Origin of the sequence: Acuticoccus kalidii (assembly GCF_021556395.1) — a bacterium.
Classification (GTDB): Bacteria; Pseudomonadota; Alphaproteobacteria; order Rhizobiales; family Amorphaceae; genus Acuticoccus; species Acuticoccus kalidii.
In genome coordinates this window covers 978,741-1,001,863 of the sequence record NZ_JAKGCS010000036.1, presented here as the reverse complement: position 1 = coordinate 1,001,863, position 23,123 = coordinate 978,741, and the positions used below count along the sequence as shown (strand labels likewise).

The following is a 23,123-nucleotide window of genomic DNA, read 5'->3' as shown; positions in this document are numbered from 1 at the left end:
AATGAAGGCGGTCATGGGCCTCCCCATGGCCGCGTTTTTCTGATGCTGCGTTATGCCGTGCGGCGCCTTCTCGGCGCGATTCCGACCCTCTTCGTCATCATCACCCTCGCCTTCTTCCTGATGCGCGTGGCGCCGGGCGGCCCGTTCGATCAGGAGCGGACCCTCGAGCCGACGGTGATGGCCAACCTCAACAAGGCCTTCCACCTCGACCGGCCGCTTTACGAACAGTACGCCGTCTATCTCGGCAATCTCCTGCGCGGCGATCTCGGCCCGAGCTTCGTCTATCGCGACTTCTCGGTCGGCGAACTCCTCGGCGCGGGTCTGCCGATCTCGATGCTGCTCGGCGCCTGCGCGCTCCTTCTCGCGCTCCTCGTCGGCGGAACGCTCGGCATCATCGCGGCGCTGAAGCAGAATTCGACGGTCGACTATCTCGTCATCGCGGTCGCGACCTTCGGCATCACGGTGCCGAACTTCGTGGTCGCGCCGGTGCTCTCGCTCGTCTTCGGCGTCTGGCTCGGCATCCTGCCGGCGGGCGGATGGGAGGGGGCGCACCCGGCCTATATGCTCCTGCCGGTCATCACGCTGGCGCTGCCGCAGATCGCGATCGTCGCCCGCCTCATTCGCGGCGCGATGCTGGAGGCGCTGCGGTCCGATCATGTCCGCACCGCCCGCGCCTACGGGCTCCCGGCGCGCCTCGTGGTGATCGTCCACTCGCTGAGGGGGGCCGCGCTGCCGGTGATCTCTTATCTCGGCCCGGCCGCCGCCGCCCTTCTCACCGGCTCGGTGGTGGTGGAAACGATCTTCGGCATTCCCGGCATCGGCCGCTATTTCGTCCAGGGCGCCCTCAATCGCGACTATACGCTCGTGATGGGGACGGTGGTGATCGTCGCGGTGTTCGTCGTCCTCTTCAATCTCGCCGTCGACCTCCTCTATGCGGCGATCGACCCGCGGGTGCGCTATGACTGACGCGGCACTCCCCACCGCACCCGCCGTCGCGGGCCGCTCGCTCTGGGCGACGGCGCTCCGCCGGTTGATGCGCAACCGTGCCGCGATGGTGAGCCTCGTCGTCCTCGCCCTCTACACGCTCGCCGGCATCGTCGGTCCGATGGTCTGGCCGCACGACTATGCGACCGTCTACTCGAACTATGTGAAGGTTCCCGCGAGCCTCACCCCCTATCCGCGCGCCAACACCATCGTGCCGGGTGCGGAGCGGGCGCTCGCGCGGGCCCGCGTCGAGGTCGACACCGTGGACGTCGCGGGCGAGACCGTGACCCTCGGCCTCACCGCCTCGCGCGAGATCGACCCGCGCATCACCCGCTATCTCGACCGTTCCGACCTCTTCTCGAACGCCCGGATCGTCGAGACCGGCGACGATGGCCGCAGCGCCGTGATGGAGGCCGACATCGCGCGCCTCACCTTCGTTTTCGGCACCGATTCCAATGGGCGCGATCTCGCCGCGCGCATCCTCGTCTCGATTCGCATCTCGCTGATGATCGGAGCGCTCGCGACGGGCGTCGCCCTTATCATCGGCGTCCTTTACGGGGCGACGGCGGGCTTTCTCGGCGGCCGCATCGACGGGGTGATGATGCGCATCGTCGACGTGCTCTATTCGTTGCCCTTCATCTTTTTCGTCATTCTGCTCGTCGTCTTTTTCGGCCGCAATGTCGTGCTGATGTTCATCGCAGTGGGGGCGGTCGAGTGGCTCGACATGGCGCGCATCGTGCGGGGGCAGACGCTCTCCCTCAGACGGCGCGAGTTCGTGCGCGCGGCCGAGGGGCTCGGCGTCGGGCCGGCGGCGATCCTGCGCCGCCACATCATCCCCAACGTGCTCGGCCCGGTGATCATCTTCATGACGCTCCTGGTGCCGAAGGTAATCCTCCTCGAGAGCTTCCTCTCCTTTCTCGGCCTCGGCGTGCAGGAACCGCTGACGAGCCTCGGCGTCCTCATCTCCGAAGGCGCGCGCAACATGCGCAATGCGCCCTCGATGCTCATCTTCCCCTCGCTCGCGCTGACGATCCTGCTGTTCGCTCTCAACTTCCTCGGCGACGGCCTGCGCGACGCGCTCGACCCGAAAGACCGATGACCGGACCCGGCCCCATCCTCACCTTGCGCGATCTCGCCATCACCTTCGACACGCCCGACGGCGACGTCGAGGCCGTGACGGGCGTCGATCTCGACGTCTTCGCGAACGAGAATGTCGCCGTCGTCGGTGAATCGGGGTCCGGCAAGAGCCAGATCATGATGGCGGCGATGGGCCTCCTCGCCGTCAATGGCCGCGCCACGGGATCGGTGCGCTATCGCGGGACGGAGCTTCTCGGAATGGCCCCGCGCGCCCTCAACCGGATCCGCGGGGCGAAGATCGCGATGATCTTCCAGGAGCCGATGACCTCTCTCGACCCGCTCTATCCGATCGGCCGCCAGATCGCCGAGCCGTTGATGGTGCATTCGCGCCTCTCCCCGCGTGCCGCCCGCAAGCGGGTGCTGGAGCTTCTCGACCTCGTCCAGCTTCCCGACGCCGCGCGCCGGCTCGGCGCCTATCCGCACGAACTCTCCGGCGGACAGCGCCAGCGTGTGATGATCGCGATGGCGCTTGCCAACGAGCCCGACATCCTGATCGCCGACGAGCCCACCACCGCGCTCGACGTCACGATCCAGGCCGAGATCCTCGCCCTTCTCGCCCGCCTGAAGGCCCGGCTCGGGATGGCGATCCTCTTCATCACCCACGACCTCAAGATCGTCGAGGCGATCGCCGATCGTGTCGTGGTGATGCGCGCCGGCGCTGTGGTGGAGGCCGGCCCCACCCAGAGGATCTTCGCCAGCCCGCGCGCCGACTATACGCGGATGCTCCTCGCCGCCGAGCCGACCGGCACCAAGGCCCCGCCGCCGGCGGAGGCCGAAACGCTCCTCACCGCCCGCGATGTCGGCGTGACCTATCGCTCGGGCGGCGGCCTTCTCGGCCGATCCGCGCACACGATCGAGGCGGTGAAGTCGGTCGATCTCGACCTGAAGCGCGGCCAGACGCTCGGCATCGTCGGCGAATCGGGATCGGGAAAGTCGACCCTCGGGCGCGCCCTCGTCGGGCTCGGCCACGCCGATGGCGCGATCCGCTTTCGCGGCGCGACGATCAACGCGCTCTCGCCGCGCGCCCTTCGTCCCTTCCGCCGCGATCTTCAGATGGTCTTCCAGGATCCCTACGGCTCGCTCAGCCCGCGCATGACCGTGGGGGAGATCGTGACCGAGGGCCTCCTCGTGCACGAACGGGGCCTGTCGGCCCGCGAGCGTGGCCGGCGAGCGGACGAGGCGCTCGCCGAAGTCGGGCTCGAAGCGCGGATCAAGAACCGCTTTCCGCACGAATTTTCCGGCGGACAACGCCAGCGCATCGCGATCGCCCGCGCCCTCATCCTGAAGCCGGAGATCATCGTGCTCGACGAGCCGACCTCCGCGCTCGACAGCTCGGTGCAGAAGCAGATCATCGCGCTCCTGCGAGCCGTCCAGGCCGAGCATCAGCTCGCTTATGTCTTCATCAGCCACGATCTCGCGGTCGTGCGCGCGCTCGCCGACACGGTGATGGTGATGAAGGCCGGCGAGGTCGTGGAGGCCGGGCCGACCGAAGCGATCTACGGCGCGCCGAAGACCGCCTACACCCGGCGCCTCATCGCGGCCGCGTTCGACCTCGGATCGGTGCTGACGGGCGCGGCGGAGCCGGCCTGAGCCTCACTCGGCCGCCGACCGCGCCACATTGGCGTCCGACAGGATCGACGCGGCGATCTCGAAGGAGTGCAGCCGGGCTGTGTGGTCGTGGATCTGGCCGGTGAGGATCACCTCGTCGGGCTGGTAGCGCGCGATCAAGGCGTTGAGCTGCTCGCGCACCGAATCGGGCGAGCCGACGGCGGTGACCGAGAGCGCCGCGTTGACCTGCGGCATGTAAGCCGGATCGACGACGCTCGACAGGTCGCGCACCGGGCGCGGCAACGGGCCGGCTTTGCCGGTGCGAAGGTTCACGAAGGCCTGCTGCATCGTGGTGCGCAGATAGTGCCCCTCCTCGTCGCTGTCGGCGGCGAAGACGTTGATCGCCAGCATGAAATACGGCGCCTCACCCCATTGAGACGGCTTGAAATGCTGGCGATAGAGCTGCAGCGCCTCGCCGAGGGAGGCGGGGGCGAAGTGGGAGGCAAAGGCGTAGGGCAGACCGAGATGGGCCGCGAGCTGGGCGCCGAACGTGCTCGACCCGAGCATCCAGACCGGCACCTCCGTCCCCATGCCGGGGATCGCCCGGATCGGCCCGTCCCCCGCGTCGGGGCCGAGATAGAAGAGGAGCTCCATCACGTCCTGCGGGAAATTGTCGGAGTTCTCGAGGCTGCGGCGCAGCGCCCGTGCGGTCGTCTGATCGGTGCCGGGCGCGCGGCCGACGCCGAGATCGATCCGCCCCGGATAGAGCGTCGCGAGCGTTCCGAACTGCTCGGCGATCACCAAAGGGGCGTGGTTGGGCAACATGATGCCGCCCGAGCCGACCCGCATCGTGGACGTGCCGCCGGCGATATGGCCGATGAGCACCGAGGTCGCGGCGCTCGCGATGCCGGACATGTTGTGATGCTCGGCGAGCCAATAGCGGTTATAGCCCCAGCGTTCGGCGTGTTGGGCGAGATCGAGTGAATTGCGCAGCGCATCGGCCGGGCTCGATCCTTCCGCAATCGGCGAAAGATCTAGGAGGGAATAAGGGATCATGGACCGGACTCCTGCGGACGCGGAATTGCTTGCCATAACACATAGTCCACCTGACCGCACATGCGAGAGGGGCGTGCGTGATGGGCCAACACCTGCCAAGATAGTCCGTTCAGGAAGAGCCCGCGATGATTGAGACCGAACGCCTCACCCTCACCACCCCGACGCTCGCCGATGTGCCGGCGCTTTACGCCTTTCTCGGCGATCCGGCGGCGATGGCCCACACGCACGCCGACACGAGCCTCGCCGCCTGCCGCCGGCGGATCGCCGTCCACGAACGCCGCCGCCGACGCGACGGGTACGCCCCGTGGACGGTGCGGCGACGCGACACGGGCGAGATCATCGGCTGGGGCGGCCTCTATGACGACCCGTTCGATCCCGGTTGGGGCGTCGAGCTCGCTTATTTCTTCCACCCCTCGAGTTGGGGCGCGGGTTATGGCAGCGAGCTCGCAAGGGCGACGATGCGCCATGCCGACGAGATGCTCGGCCTGCCGAAGGTCGCCGCCTTCGCCAAGCGCGACAACGCCGCCTCGCGCCGCGTCCTCGAAAAGGTGGGCTTCCGCGTCGTCCGCTACGTTCCCGAGATGGAGCGGGACTATTATGAGCGCCCGCTCGGGGCGAACTGAGCGGCGCGGCGCTCAGCGGCCGGACAATTCGCGCACCAGCGTCGCGGTGTCGACCTCGCGGCAGAAGCCGTTGAAGGCGAAGAGCGCATTCTCGTGCCGCTCCACCGTGTAGGCGGCGCAGGCGTCCGTCACCACCGTCACGAGATAGCCGAGATCGCAGGCGCTCTTCACCGTCGCGTCGACGCACTGATCCGTCAGCACACCCGAGACGATGAGCTGCGCGATCCCCATCTGCCGCAACACATAATCGATCGCCGTCGAGACGAAGACGTTCGCCGACGTCTTCGGGAAGATCATCTCGTCCCCCGCGGGGGCGAGCTCGTCGATCGTCTTGGCGTCCCAGGCGCCACGCGGGACGTTGAAGCCGGTGATCTTGTAGTCGAGACTGCGGTCGCGCCCGTCGAGGGTGAGGCTTTCGATGTTGGTGTACATCACCTCCACGTTCGCCGCGCGCGCCGCCGCCTGGATCGCCTGCATGTTCGGCACGACGTGCCGCCGCAGATGGGCGATGAAGGGCTCGTAGACGGTGGCGCGCTTTTCCGGCGCGCAGGTTCGCACCTCCGTCCCGTCCGGGTGGCAGCAATAATTCTGCACGTCGATGAAGAGGAGCGCGGCCCGGTCCGGCTGGATCGGCACCTCGCGCGTGGTGGTGGAGAGGAAGGGCGACATCGGCGGCTCCGGTCTCGGCTGATGGGTGTTATCGCGACCCGTAGCGGGCGAACGCAAGGCTTGCCCGATCCACTCCGGCTTGAAAAAGTGTGCGGATGACCGAACCGCTGATCGCCACCGTCGTCCCCGATATCGCAGGCCATGTGCGTGGCAAGGCCATTCCCCTCGCCGGCTTCGATGCCGTCTGGGAGAACGGCACCGGCTGGACGCCGGCGAACGTGCAGATCACCTGTTTCGACGTCGCCGCGAAAAGCCCGTGGGGGCCGACCGGCGACGTGCGCATGATCCCGGCGCGCGAGGCGATGGTGGAAGTCGCCCTTCCCGCCGGCGCGACGGAGCGCTTCGTGCTCTGCGATGTCGTCGAGGGGGACGGGGCGCCGTGGGAATGCTGCCTGCGCACCATCCTCAAAACCGCGCTCGCGGCGCTGAAGGCGGAGACGGGGCTCGAGCTGCGGGCGAGCTTCGAACACGAGTTCACCTTCCGCGATGGCGACGGACCGGAGCCCGGAAGCGCCTACTCGCTGCGCGGTCTCCGGGGGCGGCGCGTCTTCGGGGAGACGCTGTGCGGCGTGCTGCGCGATGCGGGCCTTCCGCCGGACAGCTTCCTGCGTGAGTTCGGCCCGCGCCAGTTCGAGATCACCCTTCCCCCGCAACCGGCGCTGCGCGCGGCGGACGAGGCGGTTGCCCTGCGCCAGCTCACCTACGCCGTCGCCGAGGATTTCGCCGCGCCCGTCACATTCTCACCGCTGGTGACGGAGACCGGCGTCGGCAACGGCGTCCACATCCATTTCAGCTTCTGGGACGAGAACGGCCACCCGAAGACCCTTGACGGCAAGCGCCCGCACGGCCTGTCGGAGGTCGCGGGCCGGTTCATCGCCGGCATTCTCGACCACCTGCCCGCCCTCACCGCGATCACCGCGCCGAGCGCGCTGTCGCATATGCGCCTCACGCCGCACCGCTGGAGCGCGGCGTTCAACAATCTCGGCGTTCAGGATCGCGAGGCGGCGGTGCGCATCTGCCCGACCTTCGGGGCGGACGCCGGCAAGCGGGCGCGGCAATATAATATCGAGTTTCGCGCGACCGATGCCGCAGCGACACCGCATCTGTCGCTCGCGGCGATGATCTTCGCAGGGCTCGACGGCATCCGGCAGGCCCGCCCCGCGCCGGAGCCGACGGTCGGCGATCTCACGCTCCTGTCGGCCGAGGCGCTCGCCGCGAAGTCGCTCGCGCGGCTGCCGGCGAGCCTAGACGAGGCGCTCCTCGCGCTCGAAGCCGACACCGCGCTCCTGGCGGCTTTCCCCGGCCGGTTCGGCGCGATCTATCTCGACCACAAGCGGGGCGAGCTCGGTGCCCTCGAGGGCAAGGACATCGACGAGCGCCTCGCCGCCTATCGCGCCGCCTACTGAGACCGCGTCTCCCGCCGAGCGCCCCATTTGGCGGCGAGTGTCGCCGTCATCACCCCGATCGCCACCGCCGCGATGAGGATGGTGCTCGCCGCGTTGATCTCCGGCGAGACGCCGAGGCGGACGGCCGAGAAGATCCGCATCGGCAGCGTCGTCGAGCCCGGTCCGCTCGTAAAGCTCGCGATCACGAGATCGTCGAGCGACAGGGTGAAGGCGAGGAGCCAGCCCGCCGCCACCGCCGGCGCAATCAACGGCAGCGTGACGAGGCAGAACGCCTTGACCGGCGAGGCGCCGAGATCGCGCGCAGCCTCCTCGAGGCTCATGTCGAACGCGGTGAGACGCGATTGGACGACCACCGCGACGAAGCAGAGCGCGAATGTCGTGTGCGCGATGGTGATCGTCCAAAAGCCCCGGTCGATGCCGAGCGCGACGAAGAGAAGGAGGAGCGACAGCCCCGTGATCACCTCCGGCATCACGAGCGGGGCGTAGGTCATCCCCTGAAAGAGCGTGCGGGCGGGCAGACGCCGCGCGCGCGTCAACGCGATCGCCGCGAGGGTGCCGAGCACCGTCGCCAATGTCGCGGTGACGACGGCAACGAGAAGGGACATCTTCGCCGCCGCCAGAAGCTGCGCATTCTGGAAGAGCGCGACGTACCATTTCGTCGAGAACCCACCCCACACCGTCACCAGCTTCGAGGCGTTGAAGGAGTAGATCACGAGGATCAGGATCGGCAGATAAAGGAATGCGAATCCGAAGGTGAGCGAGACCGCGTTCAGCCAGCCAAAGCGCGTCATTCGACTTCACGCGCCTGATAGCGTTGGAAGAGCGTGATCGGCACCACCAGGATCACGAGAAGCACCACGGCGACCGCGCTCGAAAGCGGCCAATCATGGTTGAGAAAGAACTCGTTCCACAGCGTCTGGCCGATCATCAAGGTGTTCGATCCGCCGAGCAGATTGGGAATGACGAACTCGCCGACCGCCGGGATGAAGACGAGGAGCGAGCCGGCGACGATGCCGGGCACGGAAAGGCGCACCGTCACCTGCCAGAACGCGAGCCATGGCGGGCTGCCGAGATCGGACGCGGCTTCGAGAAGCGCCGGATCCTGCCGTTCGAGCGCCGCATAGAGCGGCAGGATCATGAACGGCAGATAGGCGTAGACGATGCCGACGATCACCGCGAAATTCGTGTTGAGGATCGTGAGCGGCTCACCGATGGCGCCGAGTTCGAGGAGGACGGCGTTGAGCAGTCCCTCCCGCTTCAGGATGCCGACCCAGGCATAGACCCGGATCAGAAACGAGGTCCAGAACGGCATGATGACGAGCGCGATGAGCAGCGGCCGCCAGCCTCGCGGCGCCCGCGCCATCGCGTGGGCGATCGGAAAGCCGCACAAAAGCGTCAGCACCGTCGCGATGGCGGCGATCTTCAGCGACGAGAGATAGGCCTCGACATAGAGGGAATCGCTCGCAAGGAAGGTGTAGTTGCCAAGCGAGAGCGTCTTCACCTTCTCCCACGTCGCGCCGACCCCTTCGGCGAGGTCGAGGACGGGCTCGTAAGGCGGCTGGCCGTAAAACGCGGTCGACAGCGAGATTTTGAGGACGATGAGGAACGGGATCAGAAAGAAGACGAGCAGCCAGACATAAGGCAGAAGCCCGACGAAGCTCGCATTGAGGACCCGGCGGCCACCGCGCCCCGCGCGCGCTTCAGCGTTCGAGGAAGACGGCATCGGCCGGATCCCAATTCAGAACCACCCGATCACCGAGGCGGATCGTCCCGCCGTCGCGGGTGTTCGAGCGCCGCGTCTTGATGAGATGGCCCGTCTCGAGGCGCACCCGGTAGAGCGTGTCCTCGCCCATGAAGGCGGCGTCGGAGACCGTTCCGGTCAACGTGTTGGGGCCGTCGCTGTGCCCGTTCACCCGCCGCATGGCGACCTTCTCCGGCCGGATCGCGAGGCACCCGGCCTCCCCCGCCCGCGCCGCGCCGGCGGGCGAGGCGACGACCCGTGTTCCGAGCGCCGGCGCGTCGAGCGCGGTCTCGCGCGCATCGGCGTGGGCGACCGTGCCCTCGATGAGGTTGATCTCGCCGATGAAGCTCGCGACGGCGCGGCTCACCGGCGCTTCGTAGATCTCGGCGGGCGTGCCGACCTGCTCGATCCCCCCCTCGCGCATCACCGCGATGCGGTCGGCGAGCACCATCGCCTCGTCCTGGTCATGGGTGACGATGACGAAGGTGATGCCGAGCCGGCGTTGAATGGCGGTCAGCTCGAACTGCGTCTCTCCGCGCAGTTTCTTGTCGAGCGCGGCGAGCGGCTCGTCGAGGAGGAGGACGCGGGGCTCCTTGGCGAGGGAGCGGGCGAGCGCGACGCGCTGGCGCTGGCCGCCTGAGAGCTGATGCGGCTTGCGCCGCGCCTGCGCGGTGAGCTGGACAAGGGACAGCATGTCGTCCACCCGCGCCCGGATCGCCGCCGCGTTGAGCCCTTCACGGCGCAGGCCGAAGGCGATGTTGTCCCACACCGACAAATGCGGGAACAGCGCGTAGGACTGGAACATCATGTTGGTCGGCCGCTTGTGGGCCGGAACGCCGGCGAGGCTCTTGCCGGCGAGGCGGATGTCGCCCGAGGTCGGCGTCTCGAAGCCGGCGAGCATCCGCATTAGCGTCGTCTTCCCGCAGCCCGATGGGCCGAGCAGCGCGAAAAACTCCCCCTCTTCGATATCGAGCGACAGATCCGCGACGGCGACGACGCCGCCGAAGGTCTTGCGCACATGATCGAAGCGGATCAGCGGCTCGGCCGCGCGTTTTGCGATCGGCTCGGCCGCGCTGTCGCCGAGCGGCGCGCCCGTCATGGCGGGCGAGGCCAAGGCGCTCATCTCTCGCGGGTCCGGTGCGGCGGGGTCATCGAACGGCTCCTGTGACGCACGAGCGGCGGACGACCGAACCATCCGCCGCGGGCTGTCGGGTGGTCAGCGCCCGGTTTTGAGGCGCGTCCACTCCCGCGTTGCGATCCGCTGCACCTGCGGCGGAAGCTCCGTCGTCGTGAACAGGGTCTCCTGCACGGCGGCCGGCGGATAGACGGCCGGATCGTCGAGCACCGCCTCGTCGACAAAGTCCATCGCGGCGGCGTTGGCGTTGGCGTAATTGACGTAATTCGTCGCCTTCGCGATCACCTCGGGCCGCATCAGATAGTCGATAAAGGCGTGCGCGTTGTCCTTGTTGGCGGCGTCCGCCGGGATCGCCATCATGTCGAACCACATCGGCGCGCCCTCCTTCGGGATCGAATAGGCGACGGTGACGCCGTTGTCGGCGTCCTCGGCCCGGTCGCGCGCCTGAAGGATGTCACCCGACCAGCCGACCGCGAGGCAGATGTCGCCGTTGGCGAGGCCGCTGATATATTCGGACGAGTGGAATTTCTGGATATAGGGACGGATCGTGCCGAGGAGCTCGGCCCCTTTGCGGATATCGTCCGGGTCCTTCGAGTTCGGGTCGAGGCCGAGATAGTTCATCGCGATCGGGAACATGTCCGACGGCGCGTCGAGAAGGTGGACGCCGCAATCGGCGAATTTCTCGAGGATCTCGGGCTTGAAGATGATGTCCCAGGAATCGACCGGCGCGTCGGCCATCCGCTCGGCGATCTTTTCTTCGACATAACCGATGCCGGTGGTGCCCCACATATAGGTGACCGCGTATTCCGCACCCGGATCGTAGGTCGCCGTTTCCTTCAAGATCATGTCCCAAAGGTTGCCCATATGCGGCAACTTCGCCTTGTCGAGCGGCGCGAAGAGCCCCGCCTTGATCTGCCGGGAGAGGAAGTAGGCGGTCGGGACGACGACGTCATAACCGCTCTGGCCGGCGAGCAGCTTCGCCTCCAGGAACTCGTTGGAGTCGAACACGTCATATTGGACGCGGATGCCCGTCTCCGCCGTGAAATCGGCGAGGACTTCCTCGTCGATATAGTCCGACCAGTTATAGACGTTGACGACCTCTTCGGCGTTCGCCGGCGCCATGGCGGCGAACGCCGCGAGCGCTGCGATCGTCGTCCAGCCCTTGGCAAAGCGCGGTGTGCCCAAAATTGCCCCCTCCAATTTGCACGTCACCTTCTTCGGCATGGCTTGCATAATACATGCCGCTGTTCTTGCGCGGCGAGAAGGGCAACAAAGTCAAGTCGGAACCCGCGTCACAGCGCCGCTTTCAACGCCTCCTCGGTCACGGCGTTGTCGTCCGCGAGGTCGCGCCGCGCCTTGATGCCGTGCTCGCTCAGCGCGCCGTGATAGGCCTTCACCGCCTCGCTCGGCGTCAGATTGCGTGAGACCACCTCGCGCATGAGGCGAACGATGTCGATCGGCGACTCGGCGAGGTGGATCTTGCGCCCGAACAGGGCGACCCGCGCGCCATAGCGTTCGGCCTGGGCGAGCAGCTCGAACGTGTCGCGCGTCGTGCCGGCCGAACCGCCGAGAATGCCGACGATCAGGTGCGTCGGGTCGTAAGAGGCGAGCTCTTCCATCGCGGCCGGGCCGTTATATTGGAGCTTCAGGAATTTCGGAAAATCGATCTCCATCACCCCCGCGAGGGTGCGCACGATATTGTCGTTGATGAACGAGCCGATATCGGCCCCGTCCGCCAAGCCGATATCGAAGGCGGGATTGAAGACTTCGAGGAAGTGCCGCATGCCGTGCCGCCCGGCGTCCTGGCGAAAGGCGCTATAGGCCTCGGCGTTGATCGCGTCGATGTCGCGCTGGTTCGAGAAGGTGATCGAATAGAGGCCGAGATCGGTGTGCGCCGCCACCTGGTCGAGCCGCGCGGTGCGATGATGGCGCGAGGGCTCCTCGCGATAGCGTCCGCCCCGGGCCGACCAGATGTCCGTCGTGTCGTTGAGGCGCATCGCAAGGGTCACGTCGGATCCGGCGAAGAGCCCCTCCTTTGACAGCCTCTCTCCGGTGGAGGCGGAGACCAGCATGATGTCGACGAGGCCGGATCGGGTCATCTCGCGGATCGCGTCGAGGTGCGTGGCGCGCGGGGTGTGATGGCCGGGCTTTGCGGGGTCGGCGACGGGAGCGGCGCGGCCGAAGCCGATATCACCATCCTTCGCATCGGCGATGATGAAATCGGAGGGGGTGTACCGGCCAGCCTGAATGTTGGCGAGCTTCCGGTCCAGAGCAAGCATCTTCGGTCCCTTTCGTTACCCCGTGAGGATGGGTGATTGTGGCGGTTTCAGGCGACGGTCGCGGCGATGTCCTTGCGCCAGCCCCAGCGTTCGGCGAGGTCGAGCGCCTCGCGATAGGGCACGATCGACCCCGTGGTGGTGATGTCGCGGAGGGAGGCGACGGCCGTCGCGTGCGCGAGGCGGAGCGCATCCACCGTGGGCCAGCCCTCGTGCCAGCCATAGATGAAGCCGGCGGCGAAGGCGTCGCCCGCCCCGTTGGCGCCCTTGATCGCCGTCTGCGGAACGTCGATCGAGGGGTGCACCGTCACATCCCCGCCGCGCGTGACGACGACGCCGCCGAGCGGGAAATGCACCGCGACGAGCTCCATCGCCCCCCGCCCGATGGCGATGTGGGCGGCTTCGATGACGGCATCGATGTCCGTCCCCTCCTCGCCCACGGTGCCGATCCCGGCGATGCCGCCGATCTCGTGATCGTTGACGATGAGAAGATCGAGATGGGGAAGGCACGGCTCCATTAGCGCGTTGATCCGCGCCGGCTCGATGGAGGTGAGTTCCATGTTGGTCTTGAGCCCCGCCGCACGGGCCCGCTCGAGCACCGCGACCCAGCCGTTCGGATAGCCCTGCCACGGCGCGTCCATGATCGCGTGGATGCCCGGAAGGCCGAGATGGAGGAGCTTGTGGGTAAGGCCCGCGAAGTCGAAATGGTCGGGCGTCAGGAGGTTCGCGACGCCGAAATGGCTCATATGGGTGCGCAGACCCTTGTCGGCCGAGGCGAAGGCGAAGGTGTAGTCGGTCGCGGCGGCTTTCGTCCTTTGCATCCGCGAATGCTCGATCCCATAGGCCTCCGCCTCGCCGACGAGGAAGGCGCCGTCGGCATCGTCGCCGACGAGGGCGATGGTCGCGACCGGCATCGCGGGATCGAGGAGCTTGACGTTTGCGGCCATATTGTAGCCGGAGCCGCCCCCGCACGGGATGTTGTCGAGGATGTCGGCGCGGCCATTCTCCTTCGGCCACGTCACCACCAGGATGTTGCGGTCGAGGCACCAGGTGCCGGCGGTGAGAATGCCGCGTCGCGTCATGACGTCTGGCCCTCCTGACGGGGGCGATCGGTGCGCACGAAGGGGATGGGGTCGGTCTTGGGCGGCTCCATCGCGCCGGTCATGATCGCGACCGCATCGGACATTTCGTGGTCTTCCGGGCGGATCACCGCGACGCGGCGGCCGAGCCGGTGGATGTGGATCCGGTCGGCGACCTCGAAGACGTGCGGCATGTTGTGGCTGATGAGGATGATCGACATGCCCCGCGCCTTCACATCGAGGATGAGCTCCAGCACGCGGCGCGATTCCTTGACGCCGAGTGCGGCGGTCGGCTCGTCCATCACGACGACGCGCGTGCCGAACGCGGTCGCCCGCGCGACGGCGACGCCCTGGCGTTGCCCGCCCGACAGCGCCTCGACCGGAAGATCGACATTCTGCACCGTGAGGATGCCGAGATCGGACAATCGCTGCCGCGCCTCGCGCCGCATCCCGCCCCGGTCGAGCGTGCGCAAAAACCGGCCGCGCCAGCCCGGGATCCGCCGCTCGCGGCCGAGGAACATGTTTTCCGCGACCGAGAGCGCCGGCGACAGGGCCAGATTCTGATAGACCGTCTCGATCCCCGCCGAGCGCGCCTCGATCGGCGAGCGGAAATGGACCGGCGCGCCGTCCATCACGATTTCGCCCGCATCGGGCTCGATCGCGCCGACGAGGGCCTTGATCATCGTGGTCTTGCCGGCCCCGTTGTCGCCGATGACGGCGAGGACTTCGCCGGGCATCAGGTCGAAATCGGCCTCGTCGATCGCGACGACACGGCCGAAGCGCTTCACGAGCCCGCGCGCCTGAAGCACGGGCAAGGGCGTGCGGATCGTGGCGAGCGGGCTCACACCGACACCCGCCTGATCCACTGGTCGAGCGCCACCGCGACGATGATGAGCGCGCCGACGGTGAGGTTCTGCCAGTTGTTCTGGAGCCCCGCGAGGGCGAGCCCGTTGCGGAAAATGCCGACGATCAGCGCCCCGAAGAGCGTTCCGATGATCGCCCCGCGCCCGCCGAAGAGGCTCGTCCCCCCGATCACCACCGCGGTGATGGAATCGAGATTGGCGTTGTAGCCGGCATTCGGACTGACCGCGCCGATCCGGCCGATCAGCACCCACCCGGCGAAGCCGCAGATGAGACCGGCACAGGTGTACACCTTGAGGAGGGTGAAGCGGACATTGATGCCGACGAGGCGCGCCGCCTCCGGATCGTCGCCCGAGGCGTAGACGTGGCGGCCGAACATCGTGCGCGTCAGCACATAAGACACCACGATCGCGACGAAGATCATCAGCACCGAGCCGAAGGTCAGGACCCCGCCGCGCAGGAAATCGAGCGGGATGATGTCGGTGAGGCGGATCGAGTGGCCGGTGAACTGAAGAAGCGGTGCGACCGCCTCGACATCCTGCTGCCGCAGCGTCTCGTTCTTGGAATAGAGGAAGTTGATGCTCTCGAAGATGCTCCACGTGCCGAGCGTCACGATGAAGGGCGGCAGGCGCAGCGACGTGATGAGGAGGCCATTGAGGAAGCCGCACGCCGCGCCCACCGCGAGGCCCGCCATCAAAGCGAGCTCGGGCGGCCAGCCCATGACGACGGCGAAGCGGCCCATCACCACCGAGGACAGCACCATGATCGCACCGACCGAAAGGTCGATGCCGGCGACGAGGATCACCATCGTCTGACCGACCGCAAGGAGCGCGATCACCGTCACCTGTTGCAGGACGAGCGAGAGGTTGAACGGATGGAAGAAGCGGTCGCCGACGACGACGCCGAACACCACGATGCCGATCAGAAGAACGAGAAAGGGGATGGTCGTCGGATAAAGGTGCAGGAAATATTGCACCTTCTTGAGCGGCGAACGCTCTTCCCGTCCAGCGAAGACGCTCTCGACGTCGGAATCAGTCGCCATGGGCGGTACTCGTTTGATGACCGGGAACAACGAACCCTAGCGGGGGGCGGACCCGGCGCGGCCACGGATGGGCCGGCCGGGCAGAACAGGGATCAGCCCCAGCAGAGCTTCATCGCCTCGTCGGACGAGATGGAATCGAGCCCCTCGACCGGCTTGTCGGTGACGAGCGCGACGCCGGTGTCGAAGAAATCGAGACCGGGGGTCGTCTCCGGCTTCTGGCCGTCTTTGACGAACGCCACCACCGCCTCGACGCCGAGCGAGGCCATCTTGAGCGGATATTGCTGCGCCGTCGCGCCGATGATGCCCTCGGCGACGTTCTTGACGCCCGGGCAGCCGCCATCGACCGACACGATGAGGACGCCGGCGCCGTCCATGCCCGCCGCCTTCAGCGCCTCGTAGGCGCCCGCCGCGGTCGGCTCGTTGATCGTGTAGACGACGTTGGTGTCGAAGTCCTTCTGAAGAAGGGTCTCCATGCCGGTGCGGCCGCCATCCTCGGCACCGCCGGCCCAATAGTGACCGACGATCCGCGCGTCGTCCTCGTCGAGGTAGCGCTTCGGATCGCCGATATCGATGCCGAAACCGTCCATGAAGCCCTGGTCGCGGGCGACGTCGACGGTGGGCTGGGCCTCGTGCGCATCGAGAAAGGCGATCTTGGCGTTTGCGGCGCCCTCTTCACCCAGCGTCTTGGCGGCCCACTCGCCGATTAGCTGGCCGGCCTTGAAATTGTCGGTCGCGAAGGTGGCGTCGGCGGCGTCGGTCGGGTCGAGCGGGGTGTCGAGCGCGATCACGAGGATCCCGGCATCGCGCGCCTTCTGGATGGCGGGGACGATGCCCACCGTATCGTTCGGGGTGATGAGGATGCCCTTGGCGCCGGCGGAGATCAGGTTCTCGACGGCGGTCACCTGGGTGTCGTTGTCACCGTCGAACTTGCCGGCGAAGCTTTGCAGCGTCACGCCGAGTTCGCCGGCCTTTTGCGAGGCGCCTTCGCGCATCTTCACGAAGAAGGGATTGCTGTCGGTCTTGGTGATGAGGCCGACGAGGATGTCGTCCTGCGCCATCGCTGCGCCGGCCGTCATCGCGCATGCGATCGCACCACCGGCCATCAGGCCGAAAAAGCCTTTGTGGAGTCTGACCATTCCGTTCCTCCCAGAACAGGATTTGATGACCCGGTCTTTTGCCGGGTTCTCTGGTCGTCTCGGCGATAGCAAAACCCGATCGCCGCAACCTTAGTGGAATAAGACCGCTCGCTCCGGGGCTTGTCAACGATGCTCACGCGGCGCCGCGATGCGAAACAGTCGACCGCATCGCGAACACTCGGCGACGACGGATCTACCCTGAAAACGCCACAGACACTGATCGATTTCGTTGAAGTCTTACTTCACCCATGCAATAAATTACACAGACCGCTCTGGACACATCCGCAAACTGGCCACATAGACGACATTAATCGGCCACCACGGTTAACCTTTTGGTGCAATATGTGGCCGAATGTGCACGAATGTATGGATGTGAGCATCGATCTGCTGCAGATTTCCAATTGGTCCAATTGGTGAACGATCAAGGTAATGCGCGGAAGACGGCCACCGTGACGGCCCTGAACCGATTGCGCGCCTGCCTCACGCCCCTTTCGAGGATCTCGCGAGCGGCTCCGCGCTTGGAAGACTTCGCCGAAGGGATACGCCGCTGACACGAGAATTCACAATATAGGCTCACCAAAACGCGCGATAATGATAAGATACCGTTGGGGACAAACTATTTTAACCCCAGGCGTTATTATACAAAATGGGACATTGCCTGAATGCATGATCAGTGTCATCAGCAAGACGAAAAGACGCTTCAATCGAAACCCCATTCCATCAACAGCCCCGCCACGCTGGCCGATGTCGCAAGACGCGCCGAAGTCGCGAAATCGACGGTTTCGCGCGCCCTTAGCAACGACCCCAATCTGAATATTCGCGAGGAGACACGGCTGCGCATCAAAGCCGCCGCGGCCGAGCTCTCGTATATGCCGAACCCGAACGCGCGGAGCCTGCGTCTATCCCGCTCGTGGACGCTCGCCTTCGTCGTGTCCGAGCTCGATGACCCCGATTTCGGCCAGATCATCGAAGGGGCCCACCGCGCCGCCGTCGAGCATAATTATTCGATGCTCATCGCCCAGGTCGAAGACGGCAAGGCCCCGCACGATTTCGGTCGGCGGATCGTCGTCGGAAGCCGTGTCGACGGCGTGCTCCTCGGCACCGTGCAGGATGCCAAGCTCGTCGGCGATCTCGCCTCGCTGGGTGCCCGCGTCGTCATGGTCGACCGTGAGCTCGCGGCGGACAAAGGCCACAGCGTCGTCGTCGACAACGAGGCCGGGACGGCGCTCGCCGTCGCGCACCTCGCCGCGCTCGGACACCGCCGGATCGCCTATCTGTCCGCACACGTTACCGGTGATCTCGCCGATCGACGCCGCTCCGGCTTCCTCGCCGGCCTGTCCGAGGCCGCGCTCGACGACACCGTGCAGACGATTCGCGACATCCCGCCTTCCGCCCACGACGCGGAGGCCGTCACGCTCGAGATTTTGACCGGGCCGAACCCCGTCACCGCCTTCATCGCCTGGAACCTGCCGATCGCGGCCGGCATCATCCGCGCCGCGAACCGGCTGAACCTCAAGGTTCCGCAGGACGTGTCGGTGATCTCGCTGAACGATACACGGGCAGCCGACATGATGACCCCGTCGATCACGGCGGTGCATTTGCCGCTCTTCCGGCTCGGGTGGAGCGCGGCGACGACGCTGATCGACCTTATCGAGGGACGCAATTTCGAGCCGAAGCCCGTCGTGCTTCGCCCCGATGGCGTCATCACGCGCGAATCGACCGGGCCGGTCGCCCGCGCCTGAGGCGGCCGGTCCGACGGCCCGCCCCCCTTGGGAGGCGGGCGCAGCTCAGCGCGTCTATGCGCTCTTCGCGGCGCCCCGCGTCACGAGGCGCGCGAGGCCCCGCCGGATGACCGGCATCTGCGAGAAGACCGTGAGCGCGATCGCGGCGATGAGGATGAGACTCACCGGGCGCGTGTAGAATCCCGTGAGATCCCCCTGCCCCACCATCAGCGCGCGGCGCAGATTCTCGTCCGCCATCGGGCCGAGAATGACGCCGATCACCAAAGGCGCGATCGGATAGCGCATCGCCGTCAGGAGATAGGCGGCGACGCCGACGATCAGCATCAAATAAAGGTTCGCGATGTTGAGCCCCAGCGCGTAGGAGCCGAGCACTGACAACACCGCGACGATGGGCAGGAAGATCGGGCTCGGCACGCGCAGCACCTTCACGACCTGACGGGCGAGGACGAGCCCGTTGATGCACATGGCGGCGGACGCGAGCACCATCACCGCCGCGAGCTCGGCGAGGAAGGTCGGCCGCGAGATCGACAGCATCGGCCCCGGCGTCAGACCGTGCAGCATCAGCGCGCCGAGGAGCATCACCGCCGGCGGGCTCCCCGGAATGCCGAGCGTGACGAGCGGGATCAGAGCCCCGCCGATGCAGGCATTGTTCGCGGTCTCCGCCGAGATGAGCCCGGCCGGCTCGCCGGTCCCGAATTTTTCCGGGTGGCGCGAGGTGCTCTTCGCCGCGCCATAAGAGACCCAGCCCGCGATATCCTCCCCGACGCCCGGCACCGCGCCGATGCCGACACCGATGAAGGCGGAGCGGACGATGTGCTTGAGATTGCGGAAGATCGTGCCGATCTCGGGCACGATCCGCCCCATCGCCTGACGGCTCGCGAGCGGCGCGCCGGTGCGGATCGTCGTGATGATCTGCGGGATCGCGAACGCGCCGATGAGGACCGGAACGACTTCGAGCCCCGAATCGAGCGCCGGAAGGCCGAACGTGTAGCGCGGATAGAACATCAGCGGATCACGCCCGATCACCGACAAAGCGAGGCCGATAAAGCCCGCGATCCACCCCTTGATGACGAGATCCGGGCTCTGCAACGTCCCGGAGATGATGATGCCGAAAATGGCGAGAAGGCAGAACTCGTAGCTGGTGAAGCCGAGCGCCACTTCCACGATCAGCGGCGAAAGGACGACGAGTGCCACCATGCCGAGGAGCGTGCCGATGAAGGACGCCGTGGTGGTGAGGCCGAGCGCGCGACCGCCCTCGCCGCGGGCGGCCATCGGATAGCCGTCCATCGCCGAGGCGGCGGAGGCGGCCGTACCGGGAATGTTGAGAAGGATCGACGGATAGGAGCCGCCATAGATCGCGCCGACATACATCGCGATGAGGGCGAGCAGCGCCGTCTGATAGCCGAAGCCGTAAGTCAGCGTGGCAAGAAGGCCGACGCCGAGCGTCGCCGTCAGCCCCGGCAGCGCGCCGAAGACGATGCCGAGAAAGCTCGCCCCGAGGACGATCGCGACCGACCACGGATCGAGAAGCATCGAGACGATCGCGCCGCCGAAGGCGCCGAGTTGGTCGAAGGTGCCCATCTCAACGCCCCTTCGCGAGAAGGACGGCGCGCAGCCCGTCCATCAGCCCGACGGTCCACCCTTCCGTCGGAAGGGGGACGAGGAGGAAATATTTGAACGCCGCCGCCAGAATGATCGCGGTGACGAGACTGGTGATGACGGCCTGAACCGCGCGCCGCCGCGCCGGCGCGGCGCTTCCCATGATGCCGACGATGGCGGCGATCCCGGCGGCGGCCCAGATGAGAAGGTCGACCGTGTTCTGGCCGCCCGAACGCGGCGCCGGCCAGGCCACCAGCGCGACGAGGAACGCCCCGCCGGACAGCGCCAGAAAGCCGCCGAGGAGGAGCCTCCGCGCCGACGGCACGGTGACGATATAAATGAGCATGAAGACGACAAGGAAGAACGCCGTCGCCGCGACGAAGTCGACCCGCGGAATGAGGCCGACGATATAGCCCGCGAGCAGCGCCGAGACGATCACCACGTCCTGGCCGCTGCGCCATGTCTCGCCCCAGGGTACGGCGAACAGGTCGGTCCCGGCGAGACGGCGATAATCCGCCCGCCCCTTCAGGATGAGCGCGATCGACAAAATGAGGAGAATGCCGCCCACGATGAGCGGGAACAGCGCCGGCGAGACGTACCAGGCGTTCTTCACACCGGCATAATTGCCTTCGAGCGGAAAGGTGGTCGCCTTCGCGATCATGAAGACGGCGACGATGGCGAGGATCCCGCCCGTCCACACGTCGGCCTTGCGAAGGGCCCTCTTGTCCTCGGGACCGTCGGCGGCCGGTGGCTCGGGTGCTGCGGTGGGCGCGTTGGTGGTGGCCATGGGACTTCGCATCAAGAGGCTGAATGCGGCCGGATCGCGCGGACGCGGCCCGGCCCGATCGACGAGCGAACGAGGCGCCGCGATGGGCGCCTCAAGGGCCCGTTACGGCTTCGGGATGCCGAGATCTTCGGGATTGACGGTCGCCGCGTCGAGATCCCACAGCGTCCAGGCGAAGAGGGCTTCGAGGTTGTTGAAGATCTTCTTCGATTCCTCGCCCGTCGCGCCGGAGAGCGTGTAATAATTGTTCCGGCCGAACTCCTTGATCGCGTCGGAATCCATCGCGACCTCGAAGGCCTCCGTCAGCGCCGCCTTCACCTCGTCCGGCGCATCGGCCTTCACGCCGAAGCCGATGGCCTGGCTGATCGGCAGATATTCGGCAAGGTCGGGGAAGCTGTCGAAGGCGGAGGGAATGTCACCGATGCCGTCGAGGGTGAAGCCGTCCGGCGTCAGCATCGCGAGCGGGCGAAGGCGTCCGGCCTGGATGAGCTGCTGCTGCTCGGCGAGCGAGGTGACGACGAGCTGCACTTCGCCGGCGACGGCCGCGTTCTGGGCGGGGGCGGAGCCGTCATAGGGGATATAGTTGAACTCGACGTCCGCGCCGTTTTCGAGGGCGAGGAGGTTGAGGTGGTGGATCGAGCCCGCCGCGCTCGCGCCGGCCCGGATCGAACCCGGATTGTCCTTCGCCGCGGTGATGAGGTCATCGAGCGTCTCGTATTCGGAGTTCGCCGTGACCGAGATGAGGTCGGGCGAGCCGCCGACGATGAAGATGTCCCAGACGTCGATCCGCTGATCCCAGCCGCCCTGGACCGCCGCGGTGACGACCGATTCGGACAGGCCGACAAGGGTGTACCCGTCGGACGGCTGGCCGAAGACGTAGGACATTCCGTTGGAGCCGCCGACGCCGCCGGTGCGGTTGACGGTGTTGATCGTCGCGCCGTCGAACGCCTTTTCCATCTCGGCCATGATGAGACGGTTCACCGTGTCGGTGCCGCCGCCGGCGCTCCACACGACGACGTTGGTGATCGGACGGCTCGGATAATCGTCCTGGGCGATCGCCGGGCTCGCGGCGAGAAGCGCCGCGGCGGCGAACGGTCCGAGAAGCGTTTTGAGATTGTGAGTCATCACGTCTTCCTCCCTCGATTTTGTTGTTGCCGTGTCCGCTTGGGGCGGCGACGATCCCCTCTGACGGGGGCGGTTATGCCGGCGCGTTTGCGGTTCAACGGCAAATGATTGCCGCTAACATTATCGTATGTTTTAGTGTATACGTAAAGTCATGAAACGCCCTTCGATCGAACTCTCCGCGCTCCGGTTCCACGGCGGCGGCCTCAAACGGCCCGAATGCGTCCTCGCGCACCAGTCGGGCCTCCTCTTCACCGCGGACTGGACGGGAGGCGGCGGCGTCTCGATCCTCGCGCCCGAGAGCGGGGCCGTCACGCGCCTCCTCGCGGCGCCCGACGCGGGCTTGAAGCCCAACGGCGTCCTCCTCGACGACGATGGCAGCTTCCTCCTCACCGATCTCGGCGAGACGACGGGCGGGGTCTTCCGCCTCACCGCCGACGGCCGCCATACCCCGGTCCTCACCGAGATGGACGGCCGCCCCCTCCCCCCGTCGAATTTCGCCGCGAAGGACGCTGAGGGCCGGCTCTATGTGACGGTGAGCACCCGCCACATTCCCCGCCACCTCGCCTCGCGCGCCGACATCAAAGACGGCTTCATCCTGATGGCCCCGCCCGGCGGCGCGCCGCAGATCGTCGCCGACGGGCTCGGCTACACCAACGAATGCGTGTTCGACGCCGCCGGCGCGTTCCTCTACGTGAACGAGACTTTCGGCCGGGAGACGAGCCGCTTTCCGGTTCGTGCCGATGGCACGCTCGGCCGGCGCGAGGTCGTCGCCCGCTATGGGCGCGGTGTGTTTCCCGACGGCCTCGTCTTCGACACCGACGGCGCGCTCTGGATCACCTCGATCGTCTCCAATTCGGTGATCCGCCTCGATCCCGACGGCACCCTCACGACGATCCTCGACGACGCCGATCCCGACCGCGTCGAGGCCGTCGAGCGCGCCTATCAGGCGAACGCCCTGACACGCACCGAGCTCGACCTTCCGCACGACGGACCGCTGAAGAATATCTCGAGCCTCGCCTTTGGCGGGCCGGACCGCCGCACCGCCTATCTCGGCTGCCTCCTCGGGGACCGGATCGCGAGCTTCGAGGCTCCGGTCGTCGGCGCCGAGCCCGCTCATTGGCGCGCCGATCTCACCCCACTCCAAGAGGCGGGCGTCCTGCCCGCCGACGCTGCCTGAAGG

At 66.9% G+C, this 23,123-nt stretch carries 21 protein-coding genes; 7 read left to right on the top strand and 14 right to left on the bottom strand.

Features of this window, described 5'->3' with window-relative positions:
- The first annotated feature begins 42 nt into the window (after positions 1–42).
- From oppB to L1787_RS25485, 3 genes are read left to right on the top strand one after another with little or no spacing between them, the layout of a single operon-like run.
- A complete protein-coding gene (gene oppB, locus L1787_RS25495) occupies positions 43–966 on the top strand; it encodes an oligopeptide ABC transporter permease OppB (RefSeq protein WP_235711907.1) in 924 nt (307 codons plus the stop codon).
- Positions 959–2,083, top strand: a complete 1,125-nt coding sequence (locus tag L1787_RS25490; RefSeq protein WP_235711906.1) for an ABC transporter permease — start codon at positions 959–961, stop codon at positions 2,081–2,083. The genes oppB and L1787_RS25490 overlap by 8 nt, the downstream gene beginning before the upstream one ends.
- On the top strand, positions 2,080–3,711 hold the full coding sequence (locus L1787_RS25485) for an ABC transporter ATP-binding protein (RefSeq protein ID WP_235711905.1): 1,632 nt from the start codon (positions 2,080–2,082) through the stop codon (positions 3,709–3,711). The genes L1787_RS25490 and L1787_RS25485 overlap by 4 nt, the downstream gene beginning before the upstream one ends.
- A gap of 3 nt (positions 3,712–3,714) precedes the next feature.
- Here L1787_RS25485 and L1787_RS25480 read toward each other — a convergent pair whose 3' ends face one another.
- Positions 3,715–4,725 carry an LLM class flavin-dependent oxidoreductase gene (locus L1787_RS25480; RefSeq protein WP_235711904.1) on the bottom strand — a complete coding sequence of 337 codons (1,011 nt, stop codon included), beginning with the start codon at positions 4,723–4,725 and terminating at the stop codon, positions 3,715–3,717.
- Between the two features lie 125 nt (positions 4,726–4,850).
- Here L1787_RS25480 and L1787_RS25475 point away from each other — a divergent pair, with 125 nt between their 5' ends.
- Positions 4,851–5,348 carry a GNAT family N-acetyltransferase gene (locus tag L1787_RS25475; RefSeq protein ID WP_235711903.1) on the top strand — a complete coding sequence of 166 codons (498 nt, stop codon included), beginning with the start codon at positions 4,851–4,853 and terminating at the stop codon, positions 5,346–5,348.
- 12 nt (positions 5,349–5,360) lie between these two features.
- On the opposite strand, the gene L1787_RS25470 is transcribed toward L1787_RS25475, so the two are convergent.
- Positions 5,361–6,017 (bottom strand): cysteine hydrolase family protein, encoded by a 657-nt coding sequence (locus tag L1787_RS25470; protein WP_235711902.1) that lies wholly within the window; start codon positions 6,015–6,017, stop codon positions 5,361–5,363.
- 95 nt (positions 6,018–6,112) lie between these two features.
- Between L1787_RS25470 and L1787_RS25465 the strand changes: the two genes are divergently transcribed.
- On the top strand, positions 6,113–7,423 hold the full coding sequence (locus L1787_RS25465) for a type I glutamate--ammonia ligase (protein ID WP_235711901.1): 1,311 nt from the start codon (positions 6,113–6,115) through the stop codon (positions 7,421–7,423).
- On the opposite strand, the gene L1787_RS25460 is transcribed toward L1787_RS25465, so the two are convergent.
- The 9 genes from L1787_RS25460 to L1787_RS25420 all read right to left on the bottom strand — a co-directional run bounded on the left by L1787_RS25460 (position 7,417) and on the right by L1787_RS25420 (position 16,693).
- A complete protein-coding gene (locus tag L1787_RS25460) occupies positions 7,417–8,214 on the bottom strand; it encodes an ABC transporter permease (protein WP_235711900.1) in 798 nt (265 codons plus the stop codon). The two genes, L1787_RS25465 and L1787_RS25460, sit on opposite strands and share 7 nt — an antisense overlap.
- Positions 8,211–9,146 (bottom strand): ABC transporter permease subunit, encoded by a 936-nt coding sequence (locus tag L1787_RS25455; protein WP_235711899.1) that lies wholly within the window; start codon positions 9,144–9,146, stop codon positions 8,211–8,213. The genes L1787_RS25460 and L1787_RS25455 overlap by 4 nt, the downstream gene beginning before the upstream one ends.
- Complete coding sequence (locus L1787_RS25450) at positions 9,124–10,287, bottom strand: ABC transporter ATP-binding protein (protein ID WP_439648321.1); 1,164 nt, start codon at positions 10,285–10,287, stop codon at positions 9,124–9,126. The genes L1787_RS25455 and L1787_RS25450 overlap by 23 nt, the downstream gene beginning before the upstream one ends.
- 93 nt (positions 10,288–10,380) lie before the next feature.
- Entirely contained in the window at positions 10,381–11,421 is a 1,041-nt protein-coding gene (locus L1787_RS25445; protein WP_235711962.1) for a polyamine ABC transporter substrate-binding protein, read from the bottom strand.
- Between the two features lie 170 nt (positions 11,422–11,591).
- On the bottom strand, positions 11,592–12,578 hold the full coding sequence (locus L1787_RS25440; protein WP_235711898.1) for a hypothetical protein: 987 nt from the start codon (positions 12,576–12,578) through the stop codon (positions 11,592–11,594).
- A 47-nt stretch (positions 12,579–12,625) separates the two neighbouring features.
- The gene (locus L1787_RS25435; RefSeq protein WP_235711897.1) at positions 12,626–13,657 is read right to left on the bottom strand and encodes a carbohydrate kinase family protein; all 1,032 of its coding nucleotides are present in this window, start codon (positions 13,655–13,657) and stop codon (positions 12,626–12,628) included.
- The gene (locus L1787_RS25430; protein WP_439648320.1) at positions 13,654–14,520 is read right to left on the bottom strand and encodes an ATP-binding cassette domain-containing protein; all 867 of its coding nucleotides are present in this window, start codon (positions 14,518–14,520) and stop codon (positions 13,654–13,656) included. The genes L1787_RS25435 and L1787_RS25430 overlap by 4 nt, the downstream gene beginning before the upstream one ends.
- Complete coding sequence (locus L1787_RS25425) at positions 14,496–15,557, bottom strand: ABC transporter permease (protein ID WP_235711895.1); 1,062 nt, start codon at positions 15,555–15,557, stop codon at positions 14,496–14,498. Before L1787_RS25425 ends, L1787_RS25430 begins: the two co-directional genes overlap by 25 nt.
- Before the next feature lie 92 nt (positions 15,558–15,649).
- A complete protein-coding gene (locus L1787_RS25420; RefSeq protein WP_235711894.1) occupies positions 15,650–16,693 on the bottom strand; it encodes a sugar ABC transporter substrate-binding protein in 1,044 nt (347 codons plus the stop codon).
- Positions 16,694–17,355: 662 nt separating this feature from the next.
- Here L1787_RS25420 and L1787_RS25415 point away from each other — a divergent pair.
- Positions 17,356–18,435: a LacI family DNA-binding transcriptional regulator gene (locus tag L1787_RS25415; RefSeq protein ID WP_235711893.1), complete on the top strand. Its 1,080-nt coding sequence runs from the start codon at positions 17,356–17,358 to the stop codon at positions 18,433–18,435.
- 54 nt (positions 18,436–18,489) lie between these two features.
- On the opposite strand, the gene L1787_RS25410 is transcribed toward L1787_RS25415, so the two are convergent.
- From L1787_RS25410 to L1787_RS25400, 3 genes are all read right to left on the bottom strand, one after another.
- Positions 18,490–20,016, bottom strand: coding sequence for a tripartite tricarboxylate transporter permease (locus L1787_RS25410; RefSeq protein ID WP_235711892.1), 1,527 nt, complete (start codon positions 20,014–20,016; stop codon positions 18,490–18,492).
- A 1-nt stretch (position 20,017) separates the two neighbouring features.
- Positions 20,018–20,821, bottom strand: coding sequence for a tripartite tricarboxylate transporter TctB family protein (locus L1787_RS25405; RefSeq protein ID WP_235711891.1), 804 nt, complete (start codon positions 20,819–20,821; stop codon positions 20,018–20,020).
- Between the two features lie 102 nt (positions 20,822–20,923).
- Positions 20,924–21,943, bottom strand: coding sequence for a tripartite tricarboxylate transporter substrate binding protein (locus L1787_RS25400; RefSeq protein WP_235711890.1), 1,020 nt, complete (start codon positions 21,941–21,943; stop codon positions 20,924–20,926).
- A gap of 151 nt (positions 21,944–22,094) precedes the next feature.
- Here L1787_RS25400 and L1787_RS25395 point away from each other — a divergent pair, with 151 nt between their 5' ends.
- A complete protein-coding gene (locus L1787_RS25395; RefSeq protein WP_235711889.1) occupies positions 22,095–23,120 on the top strand; it encodes an SMP-30/gluconolactonase/LRE family protein in 1,026 nt (341 codons plus the stop codon).
- Positions 23,121–23,123 lie beyond the last annotated feature (3 nt).